This is a genomic window from Ectothiorhodospira sp. 9100, from assembly GCF_022227565.1.
GTDB classification, from domain to species: Bacteria; Pseudomonadota; Gammaproteobacteria; order Ectothiorhodospirales; family Ectothiorhodospiraceae; genus Ectothiorhodospira; species Ectothiorhodospira marina.
Window position 1 is genome coordinate 58,575 of record NZ_JAJNAN010000004.1, and the last position, 20,329, is coordinate 78,903.

The window sequence follows — 20,329 nt, forward strand, 5'->3', positions numbered from 1 at the left end:
ACCGCTTATGGCGCTGGCTCCAGGTCACTCTGATCGGTATTGATCAGACGTTCCACGAAAAATTCGATTCCCCCCCGGGCCCCCCGCGGCATGGGCCACTGCTCAATGCGCGAGGGCAAGGCCCTGAAGGATCGGGCAGCCGGTGATGAAGGAAAGGCCTCAACCACGGACTGACGACGTTGCACCGCCTTGCGAAGATAATCGTCGTAAGGAATCGAGCCCACATAGTCGAGCATGACATCGTCGAGAAAACGGTCACAGACGGCGACCAGTTTGCGGAACAGACTCCGCCCCTCGTCTTCCTGCTCATTGCGCACCATGTTGGCCAGGATGCGAAACCGCATCACCCCGTGATCCCGATACAGGACCTTGATCAGTGCATAGGCATCCGTGATGGAAGCCGGTTCATCACAGACCACCACCAACACCTCATGGGCGGCCCGACAGAAACTGGTCACGCTGTCATGGAGACCGGCGGCGGTATCCACCACCAACACATCCAGCGGGTGAGTGAGTTCACTGAAGGCATGGATGATGCCTACATGCTGAGCGCGACCCAGGTCAGCCATATCGGCGATACCCGAAGCTGCCGGCACAATCAGTATACCGTTGGGGCCCTCCACCACCACCTCGTCCAGAGAACAATGTCCCTCCAGTACGTGAGACAGATTCCTCTTGGGCTGCAACCCCAACAGCAGATCCACATTGGCCAGCCCCAGGTCCGCATCCATGAGCATGACGTGCTTGCCTGCACGCGCCATGGCGGCACACAGGTTCACCGATACATTGGTCTTGCCCACCCCCCCCTTGCCGCTGGACACGGCAATCACCCGAACCGGCCGGGACGTATCCCGACGCCCCGAGGCGCTGCTTTGATTCTCACTGGGTGAAGGCATGGGTAAACCTGGCGCTAAGATCGTTGACACTGTCAGGACGCGGGGTCACGGGCGATTGCCGTGCCCGCGACAGGGAACGAGGCCGACGCTCGGAATACCTCTCCGGGGCCTCAAGCGCCGCCGCCGCCATCTGAACCAGCCGCGGGGCACTGGCGGCCAGCAAATCCTCGGGGATCCTCTGGCCTGCACTGATGAAATTAAGCGGCAGCCGGGATGAGATCAGGGCGGACAACACCTCGCCCAGGCTGGCGGCTTCATCCATCTTGGTCAAGATGCAGCCCTGGGGCTGCAACCCGCTGAATCCGCTCAGGGTCTCGTCCACCACTGCCTTTTGCACGTTGGCCGCCATGACCAGCATCACCCGGGCGGCAGACGTCGACGTCACTCGGGCAAGCTCATCGAGCATGTCCTTGTCACGCTGATTGGTTCCGGTCGTGTCGATCAATACAAGCCTTTTGGACTTCACCCGCCTAAGCATATCCTTGAGTTGCTGCTCTGTCTGCGCCAGATGAACGGTCACTCCCAGTAACTGACCGATGGTCTGCAACTGACGATGAGCGCCCAGACGATAGACATCGGTGGTGATGATCGCGATGGACTCCTGCCCGTGCCGCAGGCTGACCAGCGCCGCCAGTTTGGCCAGCGTTGTGGTCTTACCCACGCCGCTGGGACCCACAAAGGCAATGATACCATTGTGATCCAGCAGATCATCGTCCGCGATGGGCAGCAGGGCCGCCAACTGGCGCAGGGCCTCGGACCAGCCCTCCACGGGCTCGAACCGACCGGCACCAGGAGCCTCATCCAACTCCACTGCACTGGCCACTGTCCTGGCGACTTCGTGATCCACCCCCATGGAGGCCAGGCGCTGAACAATAGCGGCACGCCAAGGCTCGGAACGGGCAAATTCCTGATCCATCAGTACCGAAAGCTGCTCCTGCAACAGCCCGCGCAAACCCTGAATTTCCTTGCGCATGGCCTTGAAGGCAGCATCCTCGGGGTCACCCTGAGCTGCTGTCCCGGCCTTGGCCGGACCCGCCTCCGTCTTGCGGGAGGGACGGCCCTTGGCCTTGGCCTTGGCCGGCGGCTCAACCAGAGGTGTCATCATCGCGCTCAAGGGGTCATCACCCGACGACTCCATCGTGTTCCCGGGGGAGTCCGTATCCCGAGGTCTACGGGCCCAGGAGTCTCCATGACGCGAGGGGGTGGTCCGCCCTCGAGGCGTCGAGGTCGTATCGACACTCAACGAGAGCAGGTCCTCCTCGAGCCCATCGTCCCGCGGCGAGGATTCAGATCCCGAGGCAGCCCGCGGATCTTCCTCATGACCTGCCTGATCCGCCATCTCCGTCACCAGGTCCTCGTCGTAATCGATGGCGGCGATCAGTTCGATCCCTCCGTCCACGCTGCGACTTGAGAGGATCACCGCATCCGGACCCTGGCTGTCACGCACCTGACGAATCGCCTGGCGCATGTCGGGTGCAAAATAGCGTTTAATCTTCATGTCGATACCCGTTATCCGTTTTATCCCGACCCCGGCACATGACCCAGGCCGGTCTGCATTTCACCCGTCAGGTCTCTTCCCGTCCCACGGTGGCCACCACCCGGATCTGCTTGTTATCCGGTATCTCGGTGTAGGCCAGTACATTCAGCCCCCGTACAGCACTGCGTAACCAGCGGGCCATCCAGGGCCGGATGTCGGGCGAGACCACCAGGACGGAGGGTTCTCCGGACATTTCCTGGCGCTTGGAGGCCTCGGCGATGGAGCGTTGCAGGCGTTCAGCCAGCCCCGGCTCGATGCCCAACCCCGCTCCCGAGGCCCCTTGCGAAGACTTCTGCAAAATCTGTTCCAACGAAGGATCAATGGCCAGCAAAGGCAACTCCGAGGCCGTTCCGATGATGTTCTGCACGATGGAACGGGACAGCGACACCCGCACGGCCGCCGTCAGAACGTCGGGATCCTGACTGCGCGGACCATGCTCCGCCAAGGTTTCGGCGATCGTGCGCATGTCACGAATGGGGATCTGTTCCGCCAACAGGTTCTGCATGACCTTGAGCACCACGCCCAGGTTCAGGGTCTTGGGCACCAGGTTCTCCACCAGCTTGGGCGAATGCTTGCCCAGGGTATCCAGGAGGTGCTGCACCTCCTCATGACCCAGCAACTCGTGTGCATGATCCCTGAGAATCTGTGACAGATGGGTCGCCACCACCGTCCCGGCATCCACCACGGTGTAGCCCAGTCCCTGGGCCTCTTCCCGCTGCGCGGGATCGATCCACAGGGCATCCAGACCGAAGGTGGGATCCTTGGTGGGTGTGCCTTTCACCTCGCCGAAGACCTGCCCGGGATTGATGGCCATCTCCCGGTCAGTGAAGACTTCGCCCTCCCCCACCGTCACCCCCATCAGGGTGATGCGATAGTGATTGGGCCCCAGATCCAGATTGTCACGGATGTGCACCGGCTGAATGAGAAAGCCCAGTTCCTGGGATAGCTTGCGACGCACGCCCTTGATACGCCCCATGAGCTGCCCTCCCTGGGAGCGATCGACCAGGGGGATCAGGCGATAGCCCACCTCCAGCCCGACCAGGTCCACGGGAGGGACATCGTCCCAGGTGAGTTCCTTCATCTCCGGACTCGGCGGCGGTGCTTCGGTTTCCACTTCGTCGGCCTGGGCCAACTCCAGCGCCTTGCGTCGCTGCATCATGAAGTACCCACTCGTCGCCATCAGCAGGGCCAGACTCAGGAAGACCATATTGGGCATGCCGGGCACCATGCCCAGAGCCCCCACAATGCCCGCTGCCACATACAGCGCCCGTGGTGCGCCAAACAACTGGCTGAGCACCTGCTGGCCCATATCCTGGGCGCTGGACACGCGTGTAACAATGATTGCCGTGGCCGAGGACAACAGCAGTGATGGGATCTGCGCCACGAGACCATCACCAATGGTCAGCAGGATATAGTTGGTGGCGGCATCCGCCACACTCATGCCCTGCTGCAGGGTGCCAATGATCAGTCCACCAATGATATTGATAAACAGGATCAGAATGCCGGCAATGGCATCACCGCGCACAAACTTGCTGGCACCATCCATGGAACCATAGAAATCCGCCTCCTGAGACACCTCTTCACGCCGGCGGCGGGCCTCATCCTGGGAGATGAGCCCGGAATTGAGATCGGCATCGATGGCCATCTGTTTGCCCGGCATGGCATCCAGTGTGAAACGGGCACTCACCTCCGAGACGCGCCCCGCGCCCTTGGTCACCACCACAAAGTTGATGATCACCAGGATGGCGAAGACCACCAGGCCAACGGCGTAGTTGCCGCCCACCACGAAGTCGCCAAAGGCCCCGATGACATTGCCCGCCGCATCGGTGCCGGTATGGCCCTCCAGCAGGATCACCCGGGTCGAGGCCACGTTCAGGGCCAGACGCAGCAGGGTCGCCACCAGCAGCACCGTGGGGAAGACGGCAAACTCCAGCGGCCGTGGCGTATAAATGGCCACCATGATCACGACCAGTGACAGGGCGATATTGAACGTGAACAGCAGATCCAGCGCCAACGGTGGCAGCGGGATCACCATCATCGCCAGCAGCGCCGTCAGCAGCATCGGCGCGCCCAGGCCCGACTGCCGGATACTGCGCAGGGCTTCCATCAGGGCACTCATTTACTGTTCCTCCCCACGTGTGGGATCGCGCTTGAGAAATTCACTGGGCACCGGCAGATCATCGGGCGGCGGCGGCTCTTCAGCCCCCTGGCGGTGGGCATGACGCAGTTGATAGACATAGGCCAGCACCTGCGCCACGGCCACATAAAGTCCTGCCGGGATCTCCTGATCCAGACGCGTGCTAAAAAATAGCGCTCGTGCCAGCGGAGGCGCGGAGAACAGGGGCACCCGATGCACCCGCGCCGTCTGACGGATCTCGGCAGCCACTTCATCCACGCCTTTGGCCACCACCCTGGGCGCGCCCATTTTTGACTGGTCATACTTCAGTGCCACCGCATAGTGGGTGGGGTTGGTCACCACCACATCTGCCTTGGGCACCTCCCCCATCATGCGCCGCTGGGAGATTTCCTGCTGTGTCTGGCGGATCTTGCTCTTCACCTCCGGCTTGCCTTCCGTCTCCTTGAACTCGTCCTTGACCTCCTGCTTGGTCATGCGCAATTGCCGCTGGTGATTCCAGATCTGAAACGGCACATCAATGATCGTCACCAGGATCATCGAGACACTCAAGACCACAAAGGTCCAGGCAATCAGATAACCGGCATGGACCACCCCTGGCACCATGTCCTGGGCGCCCAGGCCGACGATGCGTCCGGAGAGGGTCCACAACAGCAAGGAGGCCACGGCAGAGATCAGCGAAAACTTCGCCAGAGTCTTGCCCAGCTCCATGGCGCCCTGGGGGCCAAAGATCCGTTTGATACCCTTGATGGGGCTCAGTTTATCCGGCTTGGGCGCCATGCCCTGGGGCCGGAAACGCCCACCTCCCATCACCACCGGCCCGACGATGGCCGCCACCACCAGGATAACCATCATGGGTGCCAGCACCAGCAGGGCTTCGGCAATGCGGTGCTCAAGGGCTGTCAACATGAAGGCGGGATCAAAGATACGCGCCCGATCCACCATGAAGCTGCGTCGGATCAGTTCCTGAATCCGGTTGAGCATGTCGCCACCGAGCATCAGCAGCGTCCCTGAACCCGCCAGCAACACCAGGGTGGTGTTGAGTTCCTTGGAACTGGCCACCTGCCCCTTGTCCTGGGCATCACGCAGGCGTTTGGGGGTGGGTTCTTCGGTTTTCTCCTGAGACGTCTCGTTTTCAGCCATGAGTTAACTCCCCAGCATCCGTGTGATCACAGTGAATGCCGCCATGGCCAGATCCTCGATTCGAGGGATGAGCGCGGGCAACGTGAACATGATGAGGATGAATCCCAACAGGATCATCATGGGGAACCCCACCGCAAAGATGTTCAACTGCGGCGAGGCACGGGTAATCACCCCCATGGATAGATTGACCATGAGCATGGCAGACACAATGGGCAGGCCCACCAGCAGGGCCCCCACATACATGGTCGAGCCGAACTGCACCACGGTCCACATGTCCACCCGGTTCAGGCCGTCCACCGCCACCGGCATCAACTCAAAGCTCCGCACGATCATCTCCAGCATCACCAGATGACCATTCATCGCCAGAAAGATCAAAGTGCCCATGATCACGAAGAACTGCGACACCACCGGTACCTGAACGCCCATTGCCGGATCCACCATGGAGGCATAACCCAGCCCCATGGACAGGGCGATGGATTCACCTGCCATGGTCAGGGCACTCAACACCATCTGCATGATGAAACCCATGGTGACGCCAATCAGCACCTGTTGGGCGGTGACCACCAGCCCCTCCAGACTGAACGGCGACACGGAAGGTGGTTCGGGCAGCAGGGGGGCCACCATCAGCGCCAACACCAGGGCCAGCACGATACGAATCCGGACCGGGACCGTGCCTGCACCAAAGATGGGAGCCGCCAGCAACATGGCGCTGATGCGCACGAAAGGCCATACGAAAGCGGCGACCAGGGCAATGAGTTCGGTTTCCGTGAAACTGAACATGGGGCCGCCACCTATCCGATCAGGCCGGGGATGGCGTCGTAGAGGCGGGTCACGTAATTGACCAGAAGATCCAGCATCCAGCTTCCAAACACGATCAAGGCGGCGAACATGCCCAATAGCTTGGGAATGAACGACAGGGTCATCTCCTGGATGGAGGTGGCAGCCTGGATCATGCCGATGAACAACCCGATACCCAGCCCGGCAAGAAGTACCGGGGCAGAGAGCATGATGATGGTCATAATGGCTTCCTGGCCCACTTCAACGACGGTTTCGGGGGTCATATCGGCCTCCTCTCAGGCAAAAAAACTGGTCGCCAGGGTGCCCATGATCAGGGCCCAACCGTCCACCAGCACGAACAGCATGATCTTGAAGGGGAGCGAGATGATCAGTGGCGAGAGCATCATCATCCCCATGGACATCAGCACGCTGGCCACCACCAGGTCTATGATCAGGAACGGAATCAGGATCAGGAAGCCGATCTGGAAGGCGGTCTTGAGTTCACTGGTGACGAATGAGGGCACCAGCACCGAGAACGGTACATCCTCGGGTGTCTCGAAACTCTCATACCCGCCTATCCGGGCAAACATGGCAATATCCGTCTCCCGGGTCTGCTCCAGCATGAAGTCCCGCATGGGCCCCCAGGCCCGCTGCACCAGTTCTTCCTGGGAGATTTCTTCTGCCACGAAAGGCTGGATGGCCTCCTCGTTCACGACCTGAAAGACCGGCGCCATGATAAAGAGGGTGAGAAACAGCGCCAGACCGATGAGGATCTGGTTGGAAGGCGTCTGGGTGGTACCGATGCCCTGACGCAGAATACCCAGCACGATGATGATGCGCGTGAAGGACGTCAGCATGATGAGCGCTGCCGGCAGCAGGCTCATCAGGGTCATCAGGATCAGGATCTGCAGGGTGACCGAATAGGTCTCACCGCCATTGGCATCAGGCTCCACGGTCAGGATGTCGAATCCTGCCTGGGCCAGGGCCGTATCCAGGGGCAACAGGGCCAGTAGTGGCAACCACAGGGCCCACCCGACACGGGGTTTCATGACGACGTCCCCTGACCGCTCATGGCGGTCCGCAAACGCTGGGCGAAAGAGGGATCGGTGCCCTTGGCCGCCGCGGGGTTCACCTCAATGGGCCGCTCCAGCACGTGCAGCGTCTGCACGCGGCCCGGGGCCACCCCCACCACCATCTGCACATCACCAACCTGCACCAGCACCATGCGCTCCCGAGAACCCAGCGAGACACTACCAAGCACACGGAATTCACTGGAGAGTCCACCGGACAAACCATGAATGCGGCGCAGCACAAAGCCCAGCGCCACAATGGCCACCACCACTACCATCAGGCCCAGCACCAATTGCAGTAAATACGCGCCACCGTCGCCGGTCATACCCAGACCCGGCGCGCCACGGGGAGCCTCCTCGGCCGCCAGCAGCCAAGGCAGACACAGCAGCCCCAGGGCCATCACGATTTGTGTTGCAGTGCGCATGGTGGACCTCACTTGAGCTTTCTCACCCGTTCCGCCGGGCTGATGACATCAGTGAGCCGAATGCCGAATTTCTCGTTGACCACCACCACCTCGCCATGGGCCACCAATGTGCCGTTGACCATGACATCCAGGGGTTCACCGGCCAGGCGGTCCAGTTCCACCACCGATCCCTGGTTCAATTGCAAGAGGTTACGGATGGGGATCTTGGTACGGCCGATTTCCATGGAGATGGTGACCGGCACGTCCAGGATCACGTCCAGATTCAGGTCCGGATCCCCTTTGCCTTTCTTGGATTCATCCATGAGATCTTCAAACTCCGCCCGAGAGACCTTCTTGGCCCCCATGGCCGCCGAGCTCTCACCTGCGTGTTCGAAATCATCCTTTTTGGCCGCCTTGGTATCAGCTTTCTTTTCCTCGGCATCCTTCATGGAGGCTTCCTGTTCAGCCAGGAGCTGATCCAGATCATCCTGCGCATTCTGGTCGTCTTCCTTGCCCTCAGGCTGCTCCTTGCTCTCGGCTTCGGCCTGCTCCGCCAGAGCGGCAGCCCAGGGATCCTCGGCATCAGCCGCGTTGTCCTGATCGTTCTTTTCACTCATGGTAGCCTCCTGATAATCAGTTAGAGAGCTTCACTTGCCCTGCAATCTTTAAGGCGTTCAGTCCATTGGAGACGCCAAACTCTCCCCGCAGGACCGGCACGTCCTCTGCCCGGAGAATGATGTTTTCAGGCATCTCGATGGGAATGACGTCACCGGGCTTGAGGTTGATCATCTCCGCCACGGTCAACTCGGCCTCTGCCAGGGTCGCGCTGATCTCCACCTCGATCATTTTCAATTCTTCCCGAAGAGCCTTGGGCCAGCGATCATCCACATCGGCGCGGTCACTTTGCAGGCCGGTATCCAGCTGATCCCGGATCGGCTCGATCATTGCGTAGGGCATGGTGATGTGGAACTCCCCACCACCGCCATCCAGTTCCACCTGAAAGGAACAGACCACGACCACTTCGGTGGGACTGACGATATTGGCGAACTGCGGATTGACTTCCGAGCGGCTGTATTCGAATTCCAGATCCATCACCGGGGCCCAGGCCTGCTGGTAATCCTTGAAAGCCTGCTCGAGCAGCATGCGGATCACTCTCAGTTCCGTGGGCGTGAACTCCCGGCCTTCGATCTTCGCGGGGTAACGTCCATCCCCACCAAAAAAATTGTCCACCAGGATGAAGACCAGCTTGGGATCAATCACGAACAGGGCTGTCCCTCTCAAGGGTTTGACACGAACCATGTTCAGGCTGGTGGGCAGATACAGTGAGTGGACATACTCACCGAACTTCATCATCTTCAATCCGAGCACCGAAATCTCAGCGGACCGGCGCAGCAGCTCAAACACACCGATACGCATATACCGGGCGAAGCGTTCGTTGATCATGTCCAGGGTCGGCATCCGCCCCCTTACGATGCGGTCCTGGGTGGTCAGATCATAACCACGCGCCACCCCATCATGGGCCAGGAAATCCTCCTCGGTTTCCACCGCCCCGCTATCGACCCCGTGCAAGAGGGCATCAATCTCGTCCTGGGAAAGAACATCATTGGTCGGCATGGCCCAGCCTCACTGCATCACCAGGTTATTGAAATAGATCGCTTCCACGTTCGCGGGCGCACCGCGCTGCTCAAGTACGCTGCGAATTTCCTCCAGCACTTCCTGGCGCAAAATCTCCTTGCCTTCCGCGGTGACCAATTGGTCATACGTCTTCTGGCTCAGCAACAACATCAGGTTGTTGCGTATCACCGGCATGTGCCTTTCCACTGCCTGAAAGACGTCTTCATTGCGCGCCATCACCACAATGCCCACCTGGGCAAACCGGATACGCTCCGAACCCGAGAAATTCACCACCAGGGGTGGATCCAGCGGCAGGTATTGGGCTTCGGGAATCACGGTCTCCTCCTCCGCGGCGTTCGACCCGGGCATGACCAGGAAATACCAAGCGGCAGCTCCTCCCACGCCTGCGGCCACCACAAAGGTCAACAACACAATCAGGATCAGTTTCAAGATGCCCCCCTTGCCACCGCCTTTGCCGGCATTGGGATTCAGGTCGAGCTTGCTTTTTTCAGGTTTCTTGGCCATCGAATGGTCTCCCTCTTCTGGAGTTGATGCAAGGCATATGCCATGCGGGAAGCCCCCAAAAATAAACTCTCAATCAATACGTTAAAATAAACCCGCCAAACGCTGCGCCAGAATTTTGACAGATATCGCAAACGCAAAGACGCCCCCTGCTCCTGGAGAAGCAGGGGGCGTGTCAAACTTGGGGGAGTCTAACGAAGTACCGAAGTTTCTGCAGGCATGATGGCGGATGGCCCAGCCTTTGGGCCGATCGTTCAGGCGAGCAGGGTCAGATCTTGAATCGGCCCACCGACGATTGCAGATCGGCTGCCAAGCGGGCCAGCTCCTCGCTGGCGCGGGCAATCTGGTCCGAGCCGGTTGCCGTCTGCTCGACGGCATGGCTGATATTGTTGATATTGCGGTTGATCTCCTCCGCGACCGCAGACTGTTCCTCTGCAGCGCTGGCGATCTGCGCGTTCATGTCGTTGATGTTACCCACAGACTGGTTGATGGACTGCAGGCTCTGGCCTGCCGAAGCCGCCTGCTCAACACTATCCCGCGCCTTGGTACGGCTGGTTGTCATGGTCCGTACGGCCTCATGCGTTCCCGCTTGGAGACGCTCGATGATGCCACGGATATCGTTGGTGGACTCCTGTGTACGACTGGCCAACGTGCGCACCTCATCGGCCACCACCGCGAAGCCACGGCCCTGCTCACCGGCTCGGGCCGCTTCAATGGCCGCGTTCAGGGCTAACAGATTGGTCTGTTCCGCCACATCGCGAATCACATCCAGCACCTTGCCAATCTCGTCACTTTGATGAGACACCTGCTCAATCGCCCGCCCCGCGTTCTCCACCTCCTGAGCCAGCGTCTCGATGGCATCAATCGTCCGGGCCACCACCGCATTGCCGGCATGTGCCTCCTGATTCGTACCGGTCGCTGCCTGGGCCGCCTCGGAAGCATTGCGAGCAACATCCTGAACCGTGGTAGCCATCTCATTCATCGCTGTAGCCACTTGATCCGATTCACTTTGCTGTCGTTTGATCTGCTGGACTGTTGCCTCGGTGGTCGCTGAGAGCTGCTCCGCTGCCGCGGCTACCTGAGTGGCAGCACCGACAATCTGCCGCACCAGCTGGTGAATCTTGTCTACAAAACCATTGAAGGACTGGGAAAGTTGTGACAGTTCGTTACGCCCCTGGGCGGGCAGACGCTGCGTAAGGTCACCATCCCCCTGGGCAATCTCATCCATGCGCTGTGCCGCGAGTCTCAGGGGTACCACAATGCCACGGGCGATGAACCAGGCCGCCAACAGTCCACCCAGCATGACCAACGCACCAATACCCAGAACGAGCCCCAGCGCCTGACGGTACTGCGCCACGTAGTCGCTGCGGTCAATCATCACCTCCAACACTCCGACAGGCCGGCCCGCAAAATCCACCACCGACTCTGCATAGATGGCGGCGGCTTGCCCCTGATGCTCGATGGTTTGCAAAAGGTTTTCGCCATCCATCACCCGGTCGAGATGATCCTCACGGAGGCGATCCGGGCCACCGATGGTGCCGGCAAACGTCTCAAAACCCCGTTCACCGCGAATATGCAACGCCGCATGAACACCGTACTTCTCGGTGAAATCCTGAAAAAACGGCTCTCCAAAGGACAACCCGAACTCCACCACCCCCACCTGTTCACCCTGATGGCGAACCGGAGTGACACCACGCACACCCAGGCCAGCGACACCGCGCTCGAGTCCCCTCACTGATCGCCCCTGACGATTGGCCTGAACCACGGTTTCCCGCATATTGCGCAGATCGTCGCCGTAACGCTCCAGCATGTGCAGACGCAGAAAGGAGGTGGCAGGCGCCGTCAGAAACTGGAACTGGACGGCATCATATTCATCGCGCATGCGCTCAAAGACAGGCAGGGTCAGTTCGGTTAATGTCTCGCGCTCACGCTCCGCAAAGGCCCGTTGCACGTTCGGCGAACTGGCCACCACTTCGGCCTGGGCCTGCGCCCGCAGGCTGGTCTCCTCCACGGACGTCTGCAACGCCATGAACAGATCCTCCAGTTGCCGCAGCTGGGCGCGTTCGGTGATCTGGCTGATCGCATTGAGAGCCACGGGTATGACCAGTCCCAAGGTAGCCAAAAGGACCAGGGCAATCCCCACCATCAAGCGGATACCGATGCGAACGTTGCTCAACATGTCCTTTCACTCTCCTTTCGTCTCTGTCCCTGATGGATGACAGGCGTCATTTCCGTTCATGGAACACAGGGCGCATCGGTTCCCGACAGGCACCCAAGCCGGGTTCAGGCGTAAGCGTCCAGCAGGCCCGATTGCCGATCAGGGGCGGGGCCCTCCAGAGACTCGGACGTGAACGCGCCCTCTGCCCGTGTCGCTCCGCCCGACGGGCCCTCATCCTGAGGTGACTGCCCACCCTCGCCCCCTTCGCGGTGCGAGACATCCACATCACCGAGCTGTACACCGTTTTCGGCAAACATCTCCCGCAGCCGAGGGATGGCGGCATCCAGGGTATCCCGAGTGGCCGCGTGGGGCGCGAGAAACTGCACATTGGCGCGATCTCCCTCCATGGACACGCGGATCTCCAGCGGCCCCAGATGGGGTGGGTTCAGGCGCAACTCGGCCCCCTGCACATTCTGGTTCACCATCCAGAGCACCCGGTTGCCCACCGCCTCATTCCATTTGGACTGCGACATATTGGGTTGCGGCATGGGCACCTCCAGGGTCATGACCCGTGGACCTTGTTGCTGAGATGCAGGCTGCAGGCCCAGCGAGACATCCCCGGCCAACTGGACGGACAGCCCCTCCTTGCCCGCCCCCTCCGCCTGGGAGGTCGCACGGGCCAGCAGGGATTCGATGGACTGCATCTGCATTTGGGCCGGTGCCTCACCCTCGACGCCACCCCGCCACACCTGTGCCATGGCCAACACCAGCTGATTGGGCCGATTGCCCGGTTCCGCTGCCGGGAGCGGCAAGACCTGGCCGGACTCAGGCAACTCCGCCCCCTTCAGAGCATGGAGCATGGCGAAAAGCCCCTCCGCATCGGCTTCGCCCTGTTCCTCCATCAAGGCCCTGAGCTTGTCGGCATCCAGATCAGTCGGCAATACAAGCCCCTCCGGAAGCTGATTGCCGAGCTCACCCGGTAAATCCGCCTCCAGATCCTGAAAATACAGTAAAAGACTCTCCCAGAAGTCTCCCCCCTCGACCAGTTCCTCCTGAAGTTCAGGCGGCAATTCCTTGACGAACTGCGCCAGGCTGCCTTCTCCGGAGCCCCGTGTTGACGGGGGTAGTTGCATGATGGGCATATCCATGACGGGATACCTATGTGGTGATCACTCTTGTCCAGTTAACAATCAATAAACGTGCCGATCTAAAAATCGGGTTTGCGTCTCACATTGCGATCATCCTGCTCAGCCTGTTCCCGCCGATCCACCTCGTAACGCTCCTCGCGCTCAAATCGCTCAACCACACGGTTGATCGCTTCGGTACGCCCCCGGGCCTCCACCCATTGACCCCGGCTGCGCTCCAGCTCTGCCCTTGCCGCCTGCACCAGCTTCATCTGTTGATCAATGGCCTGGTTGAGTCGTGACAGGAATAACCGGTAGTCACGCACGCCCACGCCATTGAGGGGAACGGAGGTACTGGATTCAAATCGCTGCGCATATTCATCGCGATAACCGCTCAATTCATCCAGCCTGGCGAGGCGGTCATCCAGGACCTTCTGCCAATCCCCCAGTTGACGCGCAGCAGTCTGCTGTCGGGTGTCGGCCAACCGGGCCACGGGTTCCATACGTTTGGATCGATTCATCGCATCTCACCTCACGACGCTATTCCACGACCTGCATTGACATCCTCCTGAGCGGGCCTTTCTGCCTGCACCGCGCTCCGTCTGGAAACCAACTCTTCCAAATCCCGCAGGCTCTTCTTGAAGTTCACGGCTTCTCGCAGATCCTGCTGTAAAAACCGCTCAAGACGGGGGAACAGGGCAATGGCCTCGTCCACACGGGGGTCGGACCCCTTTTGATAGGCGCCTACACTGATCAGGTCGCGATTTTGCTGATATTGTGAATATAATTGTTTGAACTGACGCGCTGCCTGCATATGCCCCGGGTCGACAATGTCATTCATCACCCGCGACACCGAGGCCTCCACATCAACGGCTGGATAACGTCCCGTATCGGCAATACGCCGGGAGAGGACCACATGCCCATCCAGGATGGCACGAGCCGCGTCGGAAATCGGGTCATTGGTGTCATCCCCCTCCGCCAGCACCGTGTAAAACGCTGTGATCGAGCCTGAGCCCCGATCCCCATTGCCGGCGCGCTCCACCAATTGCGGCAGACGGGCAAAAACCGAAGGCGTGTAGCCCTTGGTGGCAGGCGGTTCGCCGATGGCCAGGGAAATCTCCCGCTGCGCCTGGGCAAAGCGGGTCAGCGAGTCCATCAACAGCAGCACGTTATGTCCCTTGTCGCGGAAATATTCGGCAATGCTGGTGGCCAGCATGGCGCCATGCAGACGCATCAACGGGGGATGGTCAGCGGGCACAGCCACCACCACCGCCCGCGCCATCCCCTCCGGCCCCAGGATCTTCTGCACGAATTCGTTGACCTCACGTCCGCGCTCGCCGATCAGCCCCACCACGGTGATATCCGCCGCGGTGTAACGGGTCATCATCCCCAGCAGCACACTCTTGCCCACGCCACTGCCTGCAAACAGGCCCATGCGCTGACCTCGCCCCACGGTGAGCAATCCGTTGATGGCACGGATCCCCACATCCAGCGGCTCATGAATGGGTTCCCGTGCCAGTGGGTTGATGGGCCTGCCATTCAGCGACACATGATCATCGCATTGGGGTAATCCCCCCCCATCCAGAGGCCGGCCCGAGCCATCCAGAACCCGGCCCAGCAAAGCTTCTCCCACCAGCGTCTCCCGTGCATGACGCGTGGGAATCACCCGGGCTCCCGGTGTCAGGCCGCTGATATCGCCCACGGGCATCAGATAGGTCCGCTCCCCGGAAAAACCCACCACCTCCGCCTCGACCTCCTGGCCACCCAGACTGACGACACGACACCGGCCACCGACGGAAACCTGACACCCTTCCGCCTCCAGAGTCAGCCCCACCATGCGCACCAGGCGACCCTCGGCCACCACCGAGCGGACATGTTCGAGGCGACCCCGATAGCGCTTCAGACGCGCCTCAAGCCGTGCGATACGGGCCTGGGGGGCAATCAACCGGGGAATGATGGCGGCCTCACCCATTCTCGCCGCCAGAACCCGCTACCCGGGGGTCGGGGGAAGGCGCCGGTTCAGCCTCCCGGGCAGGCTCTGTCCTTGCCGATACAAGGGCTTCGGTCGGGTTGTCCTCCTCAATGTGGTCACTGCGGCGCTCGCCGCCCCACACTGATGCAATCACGGCATTCAGCCTCGCTTCCAGACTGGCATCCACCCTTGAGGTATCCGTCTCCAGCTTGACACCCCCCCGGCTGAGCGTGGGGTCATCCACCACCGACCAGGGTCGCTCAAGATCATTGAGATGCAGTGCATCCTTGACCAGCTTGGCATCCTGGGGATGCAGATACAGCCTGACCTTGCGATCGGCACTGGGGAGTACACTCAGGGCTTCACGCAATACCGCCACGACGGCCGATGGATCCGTGCGCAGTTCGCGGCGAACCAACTGTCTGGCCACGGCGATGGCCAGCTGTACCAACTCCTCCTCGATCACCGCATCCAGTTCTTCGTAGGGAGTCACCAGCCCCTGGAGCAACCGGTCCCAGGCCTTTAACCGCTGCTCGGTGGTCTTTTCGGCTGCCTTGACGCCCTTGGCCTCACCATCCTTGTATCCCATCTCGCGCCCGGTGCTCAGCCCCTCTTCGTAGCCGGCTTCCCGCCCCCGCTCAAATCCAGACTGATAGGCCTGGTCCTCGATCTCGCGAATGCGCTCCGCGGTGGGTAACATCAAGCCCGCATCGGCATCGGTCTCCTCATCGGCCTGCGCCTCAGGTTCGGGAGCCGGCGGCGGGTCGCCCACCTCGGGGATCTTCCACAACTGGGCCTGGCCGGCCTGGGCCTGGGGAATCACGCGTTCGTTGCCACCCATGCTCTTGCCTCCTTAGACCATCTGCTCGGAGCCCTTGTTGCCAAGGACAATCTCGCCGGCCTCGGCCATGCGGCGGGCGATGCCGAGGATTTCCTTCTGGGCCGTCTCCACTTCGCTCAGGCGCACCGGCCCCTTGGCCTCGAGATCGTCCTGCAGCATCTCGCCAGCCCGCTTGGACATATTCTTGAAGATTCTGTCCTTCAGGTTCTCGTCGGCCCCCTTCAGGGCCATCACCAGGGAATCCGTGGACAGCTCCCTGAGCAGGGACTGGATGCTGCGGTCATCGAGATCCGCCAGATTACCGAACACGAACATGAGATCCTGGATCTTCTGACTCAGCCCTTCATCCACATCCCGCACCTTATCCAGTATGGAGCCTTCCTTGGAGGAATCCATGAAGTTGAGGATGGTGGCTGCGCTCTTGATTCCACCGACACTGGACGACTTGACGTTCATGTTGCCGGCGAACTGTCGCTCCAGAATCTCGTCCAGCTCCTGCAACGCGGTCGGTTGCACACCGTCGAGTGTCGCAATGCGCATGAGGATGTCCGGCTGCGTCCGATCCGGCAGGAAGGAGAGTACCGAGGCCGCATGATCAGGGTCCAGGTAGGACAACACGATGGCGATGATCTGAGGGTGCTCAAGGCGAATCACCTCGGCGACCGCCCGCGGATCCATCCATTTGAGGGATTCAAGACCCTTGGAGTTGCGGCCCAGCAGGATCCGGTCGATGACGCCATCCGCCTTGTCCTTACCCAGCGCGCTGTTGAGCACACTGCGAATGTAGTCGTCAGAGCCCATCCCCAGGGCTGTCTGCTCATCCACCGTGGCGACGAAATCATCCACCACCTGCGCCACGTCCGATTTCGAGACGTTGGTCAAGGAGGCCATGGCGGTCCCGACGCTCTGGACCTCCTTGGGCCCCATGTGCCGCAGTACCTCCGCTGCTGCCTCTTCACCAAGGCTCATCAGAAAGACTGCGGCGCGATTCGGACCGCTCAATTTGCTTTTAGGCTCCATCTTCCGCCACCCAGTTTTTCACCACTTGAGCCACCAGTTTAGGATCATCCTTGATCAATTCACGCACCCGCTCCAGGTTCGTCTCGTAGTCACGGTTACCCTTGCCGGGCAACGCCATGGGTTCATCCCCCTGACTGGTCAGGCTGAGCTGGTCTTCTCCCACCTCACCCTCACCGGCGGCCTTGCCCTCTTCGTCCTCTTCCTTGCCGGCAGCCCCCTGGGCAGCCAGCCCCTTGAGCAGTGGCCGCACCACCAGCAGGATGGCCAACAGAGCCACCAGAGCCAGTAGGGCCGTGCGGGCCAGTTCCTGCGCCCAGGCCTGCTCCCATACAGGTGGCTCGGGCAGCGGCTCAGGCTCCGGTTCCACCCGGAAAGGCGCACTGATCACATTAACACTATCACCGCGCCGGGCGTCAAAACCAACCGCCTGCTGAACCAGGCCCTCGATGCGCGCCAACTCCTCCGGCGGCAGGGGCTCACGCACCATCTCGCCCTCTTCATTCATCTGTTCCTGAAAGTCGACCACCACGGCCACCGACAGGCGCCTTACCGTGCCGGGTGCCTCGCGCACATGGCTGATGGTGCGGTCCACTTCATAGTTGCGTGTCCCACTGCGCCGCGACGAACCCGGCAACTCCGCGCCGGGCTCCATCACCCCCTCACCCTCGGCGCCCAGTTCACCGCCGGCAGGTGGCTGGTTGGTCAGAGCACCCGGGATGCCCATGACGCCCCCGACCGCTCCTCGGGTTTCTTCCTCCGTATACTGTTCACTGCGCAGCGCAGTGAGTTCCGGGTCGTAGTTCTCGATGGTGCGTTCAATACGAGAGAAATCGAGATCCGCGGACACACGCGCCCGCACGCCGTCCTCGCCAACAATGGGGGCAATGATGTCCATCACCTGCTGAGACAGATCCTCTTCCATCAAACGGGTGAACTCCAGGTTGCGAGTGGACAGGGTCATGCCATCGTCCTCGACATCCTGTGTCATCAGCCGTCCGCGCTGGTCCACCAACGTCACACTCTCGGGCTCCATGCCCGGCACACTGGACGACACCAGGTGCACAATGCCGGCCACGCGCCGCTCATCCAGAGTCCGCCCGGGATGCAGGGTCACCACCACCGAGGCACTGGGCTGTCCACGATCGCGCACGAAGACGGTTTCGCGGGGCATGGCCAGATGCACGCGCGCCGCTTCCACACTGGACAAGGTGGCTACGGAGCGGGCCAGTTCTCCCTCCAGAGCCCGGTGATAGCGGGCAGTCTGCACCAACCGACTGGTGCCGATCCCCTGGTCCTCCTGCATGAGTTCGAAGCCAAAATCGCTCGACTGTGGCAGACCTTCCGTGGCCACCTGCAAACGGGCCTTGTGCACCGAATCGGCGGGCACCGTCAGGGCGCCCGACACCGGGTCCACCCGGTAGTTGATCCCCTGCTGATCCAGGGCCTGCATCACCTCGGCACTCTCGCTTTGTCCCAGGTCTGGATAGAGGATGGTGTAGTCGGGTCGGTTGAGCCAGATGAACAGGCTCACCACCAGCGCAATCGCAGCGGCCACACCGACCAACAGGCCGATCTGGCTCTGTGCGGGCAGCCGGTTGAAACCTTCGACCTGCTGATTGAATGTGGTGGTCAGTGAAGTGGCCATAATGATGCCCTACCGGTCCTCAGACCTGCATGTTCATGATGTCCTGATATGCGGACACCAGACGGTTACGAATCTGGGTAGTGGCCTCAAAGGCGACACTGGCCTTTTGTTTGGCCACCATGACCTGGGGCAGATCCACATCCGGATCGCCCATTTCAAAGCGCGTTGCCAGCTCACCGCTCGACTTTTGAGTCTCGCTCACCTTGTCCAGGGACTCACGCAGCATGGTGGAAAAATCCGGCTGACCGGGCTGGATCTCCCGATTCGCGGCAGGTTGCCCCTCCACCCCGGCATTCGCCGCCAGCGAACGCATCTGTTGCAACACCTGGTTGATTTGTCTGTCGCTCATGACAGTGCCCTCCACATACGATTCAATTCACGACCCATGTCGTCTCAAGCCATCTACCCACGGGAGTCGAGTTTCAAGGAATGGTCACACCGGCTTCACGCAACCTCGCCAATTTGTAACGCAGCGTGCGCGGGCTGATGCCCAACCGGGCGGCAGCGTCCTTGCGGCTGCCATCCTCCATCCGCAGTGCATCCAGAATCAGCTGCTCCTCGCGGGAGCGCAGGTTATCGCCCAGTCGCTGATCTCGAATGACCGAGGAAGATACGTGTTCGGCCTGCCCCATGAACGGTGGCTGCAGTGACGTATCCAGACCCGTCACACCCTCGAACTGAAGGGATTCAGCATCGATATCCACCCCATCCCGCAGGATCATGGCGCGCTGGATCACGTTATCCAGTTCCCGCACATTGCCAGGCCAGGGATGATCCACGAGACGGGCCGCCGCCGCCTGGGTGAGTTGTGCGTGATCGATGCCGCGCCCATGGACATGAATGAGCCGTCGCGCCAGGGGCAGAATATCGCCAGGGCGGTCGCGCAAAGGGGGAATCAGAAGGGGAAACACGTTCAGGCGGTAGTAGAGGTCTTCCCGAAACTGGCCATCGGCCACCGCCTCCTGGAGATTGCGATTGGATGTGGCTAGAACACGCACATCCACCGGACGCGGATGACGCCCACCCAGGCGTTCCACCTCCCGCTCCTGCAATACACGCAACAGCTTGGCCTGCAGCCCGTGGTCCATCTCGGAAATCTCATCGAGCAGCAGGGTGCCCCCCTCGGCCAGTTCGAATTTGCCCGGCCGGGATTCATAAGCACCGGTGAAGGCACCCCGCTCATGGCCAAAGAGCATGGCCTCCAGCATATTTTCAGGGATTGCGGCGCAGTTCAGCGCCACGAAGGGGGCGTTCGCCCGGGAAGAATGGTCATGAATGAAACGGGCGAAGACTTCCTTACCTACCCCGGATTCGCCGTTGATCATCACCGTCACTTCGGACGCGGCAACGCGGCGAGCCAATGTCAGGAGATCCCGACTTCGGGGGTCTTCAGCCACCAGATCCGGAACCTCGCCATCAGGCTCCGTGGTCATGAGGGTCATTTGACTCATTGCACCTGCTCCACATCGTGT

20 protein-coding genes are annotated in these 20,329 nt (G+C 60.9%); all 20 read right to left on the reverse strand.

All coding sequences use genetic code 11. From position 1 onward, the window contains the following. Nucleotides 1-5: 5 nt before the first annotated feature. Nucleotides 6-896: a MinD/ParA family protein gene (locus LPW29_RS02510; RefSeq protein WP_090253834.1), complete on the reverse strand. Its 891-nt coding sequence runs from the start codon at nucleotides 894-896 to the stop codon at nucleotides 6-8. Further along, complete coding sequence (gene flhF / locus LPW29_RS02515) at nucleotides 880-2,394, reverse strand: flagellar biosynthesis protein FlhF (protein WP_255705382.1); 1,515 nt, start codon at nucleotides 2,392-2,394, stop codon at nucleotides 880-882. The genes LPW29_RS02510 and flhF overlap by 17 nt, the downstream gene beginning before the upstream one ends. A gap of 67 nt (nucleotides 2,395-2,461) precedes the next feature. Beyond that, nucleotides 2,462-4,552: a flagellar biosynthesis protein FlhA gene (flhA, locus tag LPW29_RS02520; protein ID WP_238626666.1), complete on the reverse strand. Its 2,091-nt coding sequence runs from the start codon at nucleotides 4,550-4,552 to the stop codon at nucleotides 2,462-2,464. Next, complete coding sequence (gene flhB, locus LPW29_RS02525; protein WP_238626668.1) at nucleotides 4,553-5,710, reverse strand: flagellar biosynthesis protein FlhB; 1,158 nt, start codon at nucleotides 5,708-5,710, stop codon at nucleotides 4,553-4,555. Between the two features lie 3 nt (nucleotides 5,711-5,713). Further along, nucleotides 5,714-6,490, reverse strand: a complete 777-nt coding sequence (fliR, locus tag LPW29_RS02530) for a flagellar biosynthetic protein FliR (protein WP_090253841.1) — start codon at nucleotides 6,488-6,490, stop codon at nucleotides 5,714-5,716. Nucleotides 6,491-6,501: 11 nt separating this feature from the next. Then, nucleotides 6,502-6,771 (reverse strand): flagellar biosynthesis protein FliQ, encoded by a 270-nt coding sequence (fliQ, locus tag LPW29_RS02535; RefSeq protein ID WP_090253843.1) that lies wholly within the window; start codon nucleotides 6,769-6,771, stop codon nucleotides 6,502-6,504. 12 nt (nucleotides 6,772-6,783) lie between these two features. Then, complete coding sequence (gene fliP, locus LPW29_RS02540; RefSeq protein WP_238626670.1) at nucleotides 6,784-7,536, reverse strand: flagellar type III secretion system pore protein FliP; 753 nt, start codon at nucleotides 7,534-7,536, stop codon at nucleotides 6,784-6,786. Beyond that, nucleotides 7,533-7,982, reverse strand: coding sequence for a flagellar biosynthetic protein FliO (gene fliO, locus LPW29_RS02545; protein ID WP_238626671.1), 450 nt, complete (start codon nucleotides 7,980-7,982; stop codon nucleotides 7,533-7,535). The genes fliP and fliO overlap by 4 nt, the downstream gene beginning before the upstream one ends. An 8-nt stretch (nucleotides 7,983-7,990) precedes the next feature. Beyond that, nucleotides 7,991-8,578 carry a flagellar motor switch protein FliN gene (gene fliN / locus LPW29_RS02550; protein ID WP_238626673.1) on the reverse strand — a complete coding sequence of 196 codons (588 nt, stop codon included), beginning with the start codon at nucleotides 8,576-8,578 and terminating at the stop codon, nucleotides 7,991-7,993. A 16-nt stretch (nucleotides 8,579-8,594) separates the two neighbouring features. After that, nucleotides 8,595-9,575: a flagellar motor switch protein FliM gene (gene fliM / locus LPW29_RS02555; RefSeq protein ID WP_090253848.1), complete on the reverse strand. Its 981-nt coding sequence runs from the start codon at nucleotides 9,573-9,575 to the stop codon at nucleotides 8,595-8,597. 9 nt (nucleotides 9,576-9,584) lie between these two features. Further along, on the reverse strand, nucleotides 9,585-10,100 hold the full coding sequence (locus tag LPW29_RS02560; RefSeq protein WP_238626675.1) for a flagellar basal body-associated FliL family protein: 516 nt from the start codon (nucleotides 10,098-10,100) through the stop codon (nucleotides 9,585-9,587). Between the two features lie 265 nt (nucleotides 10,101-10,365). Beyond that, nucleotides 10,366-12,276 carry a methyl-accepting chemotaxis protein gene (locus LPW29_RS02565; protein WP_238626676.1) on the reverse strand — a complete coding sequence of 637 codons (1,911 nt, stop codon included), beginning with the start codon at nucleotides 12,274-12,276 and terminating at the stop codon, nucleotides 10,366-10,368. Between the two features lie 104 nt (nucleotides 12,277-12,380). Then, the gene (locus LPW29_RS02570) at nucleotides 12,381-13,403 is read right to left on the reverse strand and encodes a flagellar hook-length control protein FliK (protein WP_238626677.1); all 1,023 of its coding nucleotides are present in this window, start codon (nucleotides 13,401-13,403) and stop codon (nucleotides 12,381-12,383) included. A 59-nt stretch (nucleotides 13,404-13,462) separates the two neighbouring features. Beyond that, the gene (fliJ, locus tag LPW29_RS02575) at nucleotides 13,463-13,900 is read right to left on the reverse strand and encodes a flagellar export protein FliJ (RefSeq protein ID WP_238626678.1); all 438 of its coding nucleotides are present in this window, start codon (nucleotides 13,898-13,900) and stop codon (nucleotides 13,463-13,465) included. 11 nt (nucleotides 13,901-13,911) lie between these two features. Continuing rightward, on the reverse strand, nucleotides 13,912-15,351 hold the full coding sequence (gene fliI, locus LPW29_RS02580) for a flagellar protein export ATPase FliI (protein WP_238626679.1): 1,440 nt from the start codon (nucleotides 15,349-15,351) through the stop codon (nucleotides 13,912-13,914). Continuing rightward, entirely contained in the window at nucleotides 15,344-16,192 is an 849-nt protein-coding gene (locus tag LPW29_RS02585) for a flagellar assembly protein FliH (RefSeq protein ID WP_238626680.1), read from the reverse strand. Before LPW29_RS02585 ends, fliI begins: the two co-directional genes overlap by 8 nt. A gap of 12 nt (nucleotides 16,193-16,204) precedes the next feature. Further along, nucleotides 16,205-17,212 carry a flagellar motor switch protein FliG gene (gene fliG, locus LPW29_RS02590; RefSeq protein ID WP_238626682.1) on the reverse strand — a complete coding sequence of 336 codons (1,008 nt, stop codon included), beginning with the start codon at nucleotides 17,210-17,212 and terminating at the stop codon, nucleotides 16,205-16,207. Further along, nucleotides 17,202-18,857 carry a flagellar basal-body MS-ring/collar protein FliF gene (fliF, locus tag LPW29_RS02595; RefSeq protein ID WP_238626683.1) on the reverse strand — a complete coding sequence of 552 codons (1,656 nt, stop codon included), beginning with the start codon at nucleotides 18,855-18,857 and terminating at the stop codon, nucleotides 17,202-17,204. Before fliF ends, fliG begins: the two co-directional genes overlap by 11 nt. Before the next feature lie 19 nt (nucleotides 18,858-18,876). Then, nucleotides 18,877-19,206 carry a flagellar hook-basal body complex protein FliE gene (gene fliE, locus LPW29_RS02600; RefSeq protein WP_238626684.1) on the reverse strand — a complete coding sequence of 110 codons (330 nt, stop codon included), beginning with the start codon at nucleotides 19,204-19,206 and terminating at the stop codon, nucleotides 18,877-18,879. A 73-nt stretch (nucleotides 19,207-19,279) separates the two neighbouring features. Then, nucleotides 19,280-20,308, reverse strand: a complete 1,029-nt coding sequence (locus tag LPW29_RS02605; RefSeq protein ID WP_274520300.1) for a sigma-54 interaction domain-containing protein — start codon at nucleotides 20,306-20,308, stop codon at nucleotides 19,280-19,282. Nucleotides 20,309-20,329: the final 21 nt, after the last annotated feature.

Bases quoted from the DNA above. Each gene is read 5' to 3' on its own strand.
- LPW29_RS02510 (WP_090253834.1), bottom strand. From the start codon at position 896: ATGCCTTCACCCAGTGAGAATCAAAGCAGCGCCTCGGGGCGTCGGGAT.
- flhF (WP_255705382.1), bottom strand. From the start codon at position 2,394: ATGAAGATTAAACGCTATTTTGCACCCGACATGCGCCAGGCGATTCGT.
- flhA (WP_238626666.1), bottom strand. From the start codon at position 4,552: ATGAGTGCCCTGATGGAAGCCCTGCGCAGTATCCGGCAGTCGGGCCTG.
- flhB (WP_238626668.1), bottom strand. From the start codon at position 5,710: ATGGCTGAAAACGAGACGTCTCAGGAGAAAACCGAAGAACCCACCCCC.
- fliR (WP_090253841.1), bottom strand. From the start codon at position 6,490: ATGTTCAGTTTCACGGAAACCGAACTCATTGCCCTGGTCGCCGCTTTC.
- fliQ (WP_090253843.1), bottom strand. From the start codon at position 6,771: ATGACCCCCGAAACCGTCGTTGAAGTGGGCCAGGAAGCCATTATGACC.
- fliP (WP_238626670.1), bottom strand. From the start codon at position 7,536: ATGAAACCCCGTGTCGGGTGGGCCCTGTGGTTGCCACTACTGGCCCTG.
- fliO (WP_238626671.1), bottom strand. From the start codon at position 7,982: ATGCGCACTGCAACACAAATCGTGATGGCCCTGGGGCTGCTGTGTCTG.
- fliN (WP_238626673.1), bottom strand. From the start codon at position 8,578: ATGAGTGAAAAGAACGATCAGGACAACGCGGCTGATGCCGAGGATCCC.
- fliM (WP_090253848.1), bottom strand. From the start codon at position 9,575: ATGCCGACCAATGATGTTCTTTCCCAGGACGAGATTGATGCCCTCTTG.
- LPW29_RS02560 (WP_238626675.1), bottom strand. From the start codon at position 10,100: ATGGCCAAGAAACCTGAAAAAAGCAAGCTCGACCTGAATCCCAATGCC.
- LPW29_RS02565 (WP_238626676.1), bottom strand. From the start codon at position 12,276: ATGTTGAGCAACGTTCGCATCGGTATCCGCTTGATGGTGGGGATTGCC.
- LPW29_RS02570 (WP_238626677.1), bottom strand. From the start codon at position 13,403: ATGGATATGCCCATCATGCAACTACCCCCGTCAACACGGGGCTCCGGA.
- fliJ (WP_238626678.1), bottom strand. From the start codon at position 13,900: ATGAATCGATCCAAACGTATGGAACCCGTGGCCCGGTTGGCCGACACC.
- fliI (WP_238626679.1), bottom strand. From the start codon at position 15,351: ATGGGTGAGGCCGCCATCATTCCCCGGTTGATTGCCCCCCAGGCCCGT.
- LPW29_RS02585 (WP_238626680.1), bottom strand. From the start codon at position 16,192: ATGGGTGGCAACGAACGCGTGATTCCCCAGGCCCAGGCCGGCCAGGCC.
- fliG (WP_238626682.1), bottom strand. From the start codon at position 17,212: ATGGAGCCTAAAAGCAAATTGAGCGGTCCGAATCGCGCCGCAGTCTTT.
- fliF (WP_238626683.1), bottom strand. From the start codon at position 18,857: ATGGCCACTTCACTGACCACCACATTCAATCAGCAGGTCGAAGGTTTC.
- fliE (WP_238626684.1), bottom strand. From the start codon at position 19,206: ATGAGCGACAGACAAATCAACCAGGTGTTGCAACAGATGCGTTCGCTG.
- LPW29_RS02605 (WP_274520300.1), bottom strand. From the start codon at position 20,308: ATGAGTCAAATGACCCTCATGACCACGGAGCCTGATGGCGAGGTTCCG.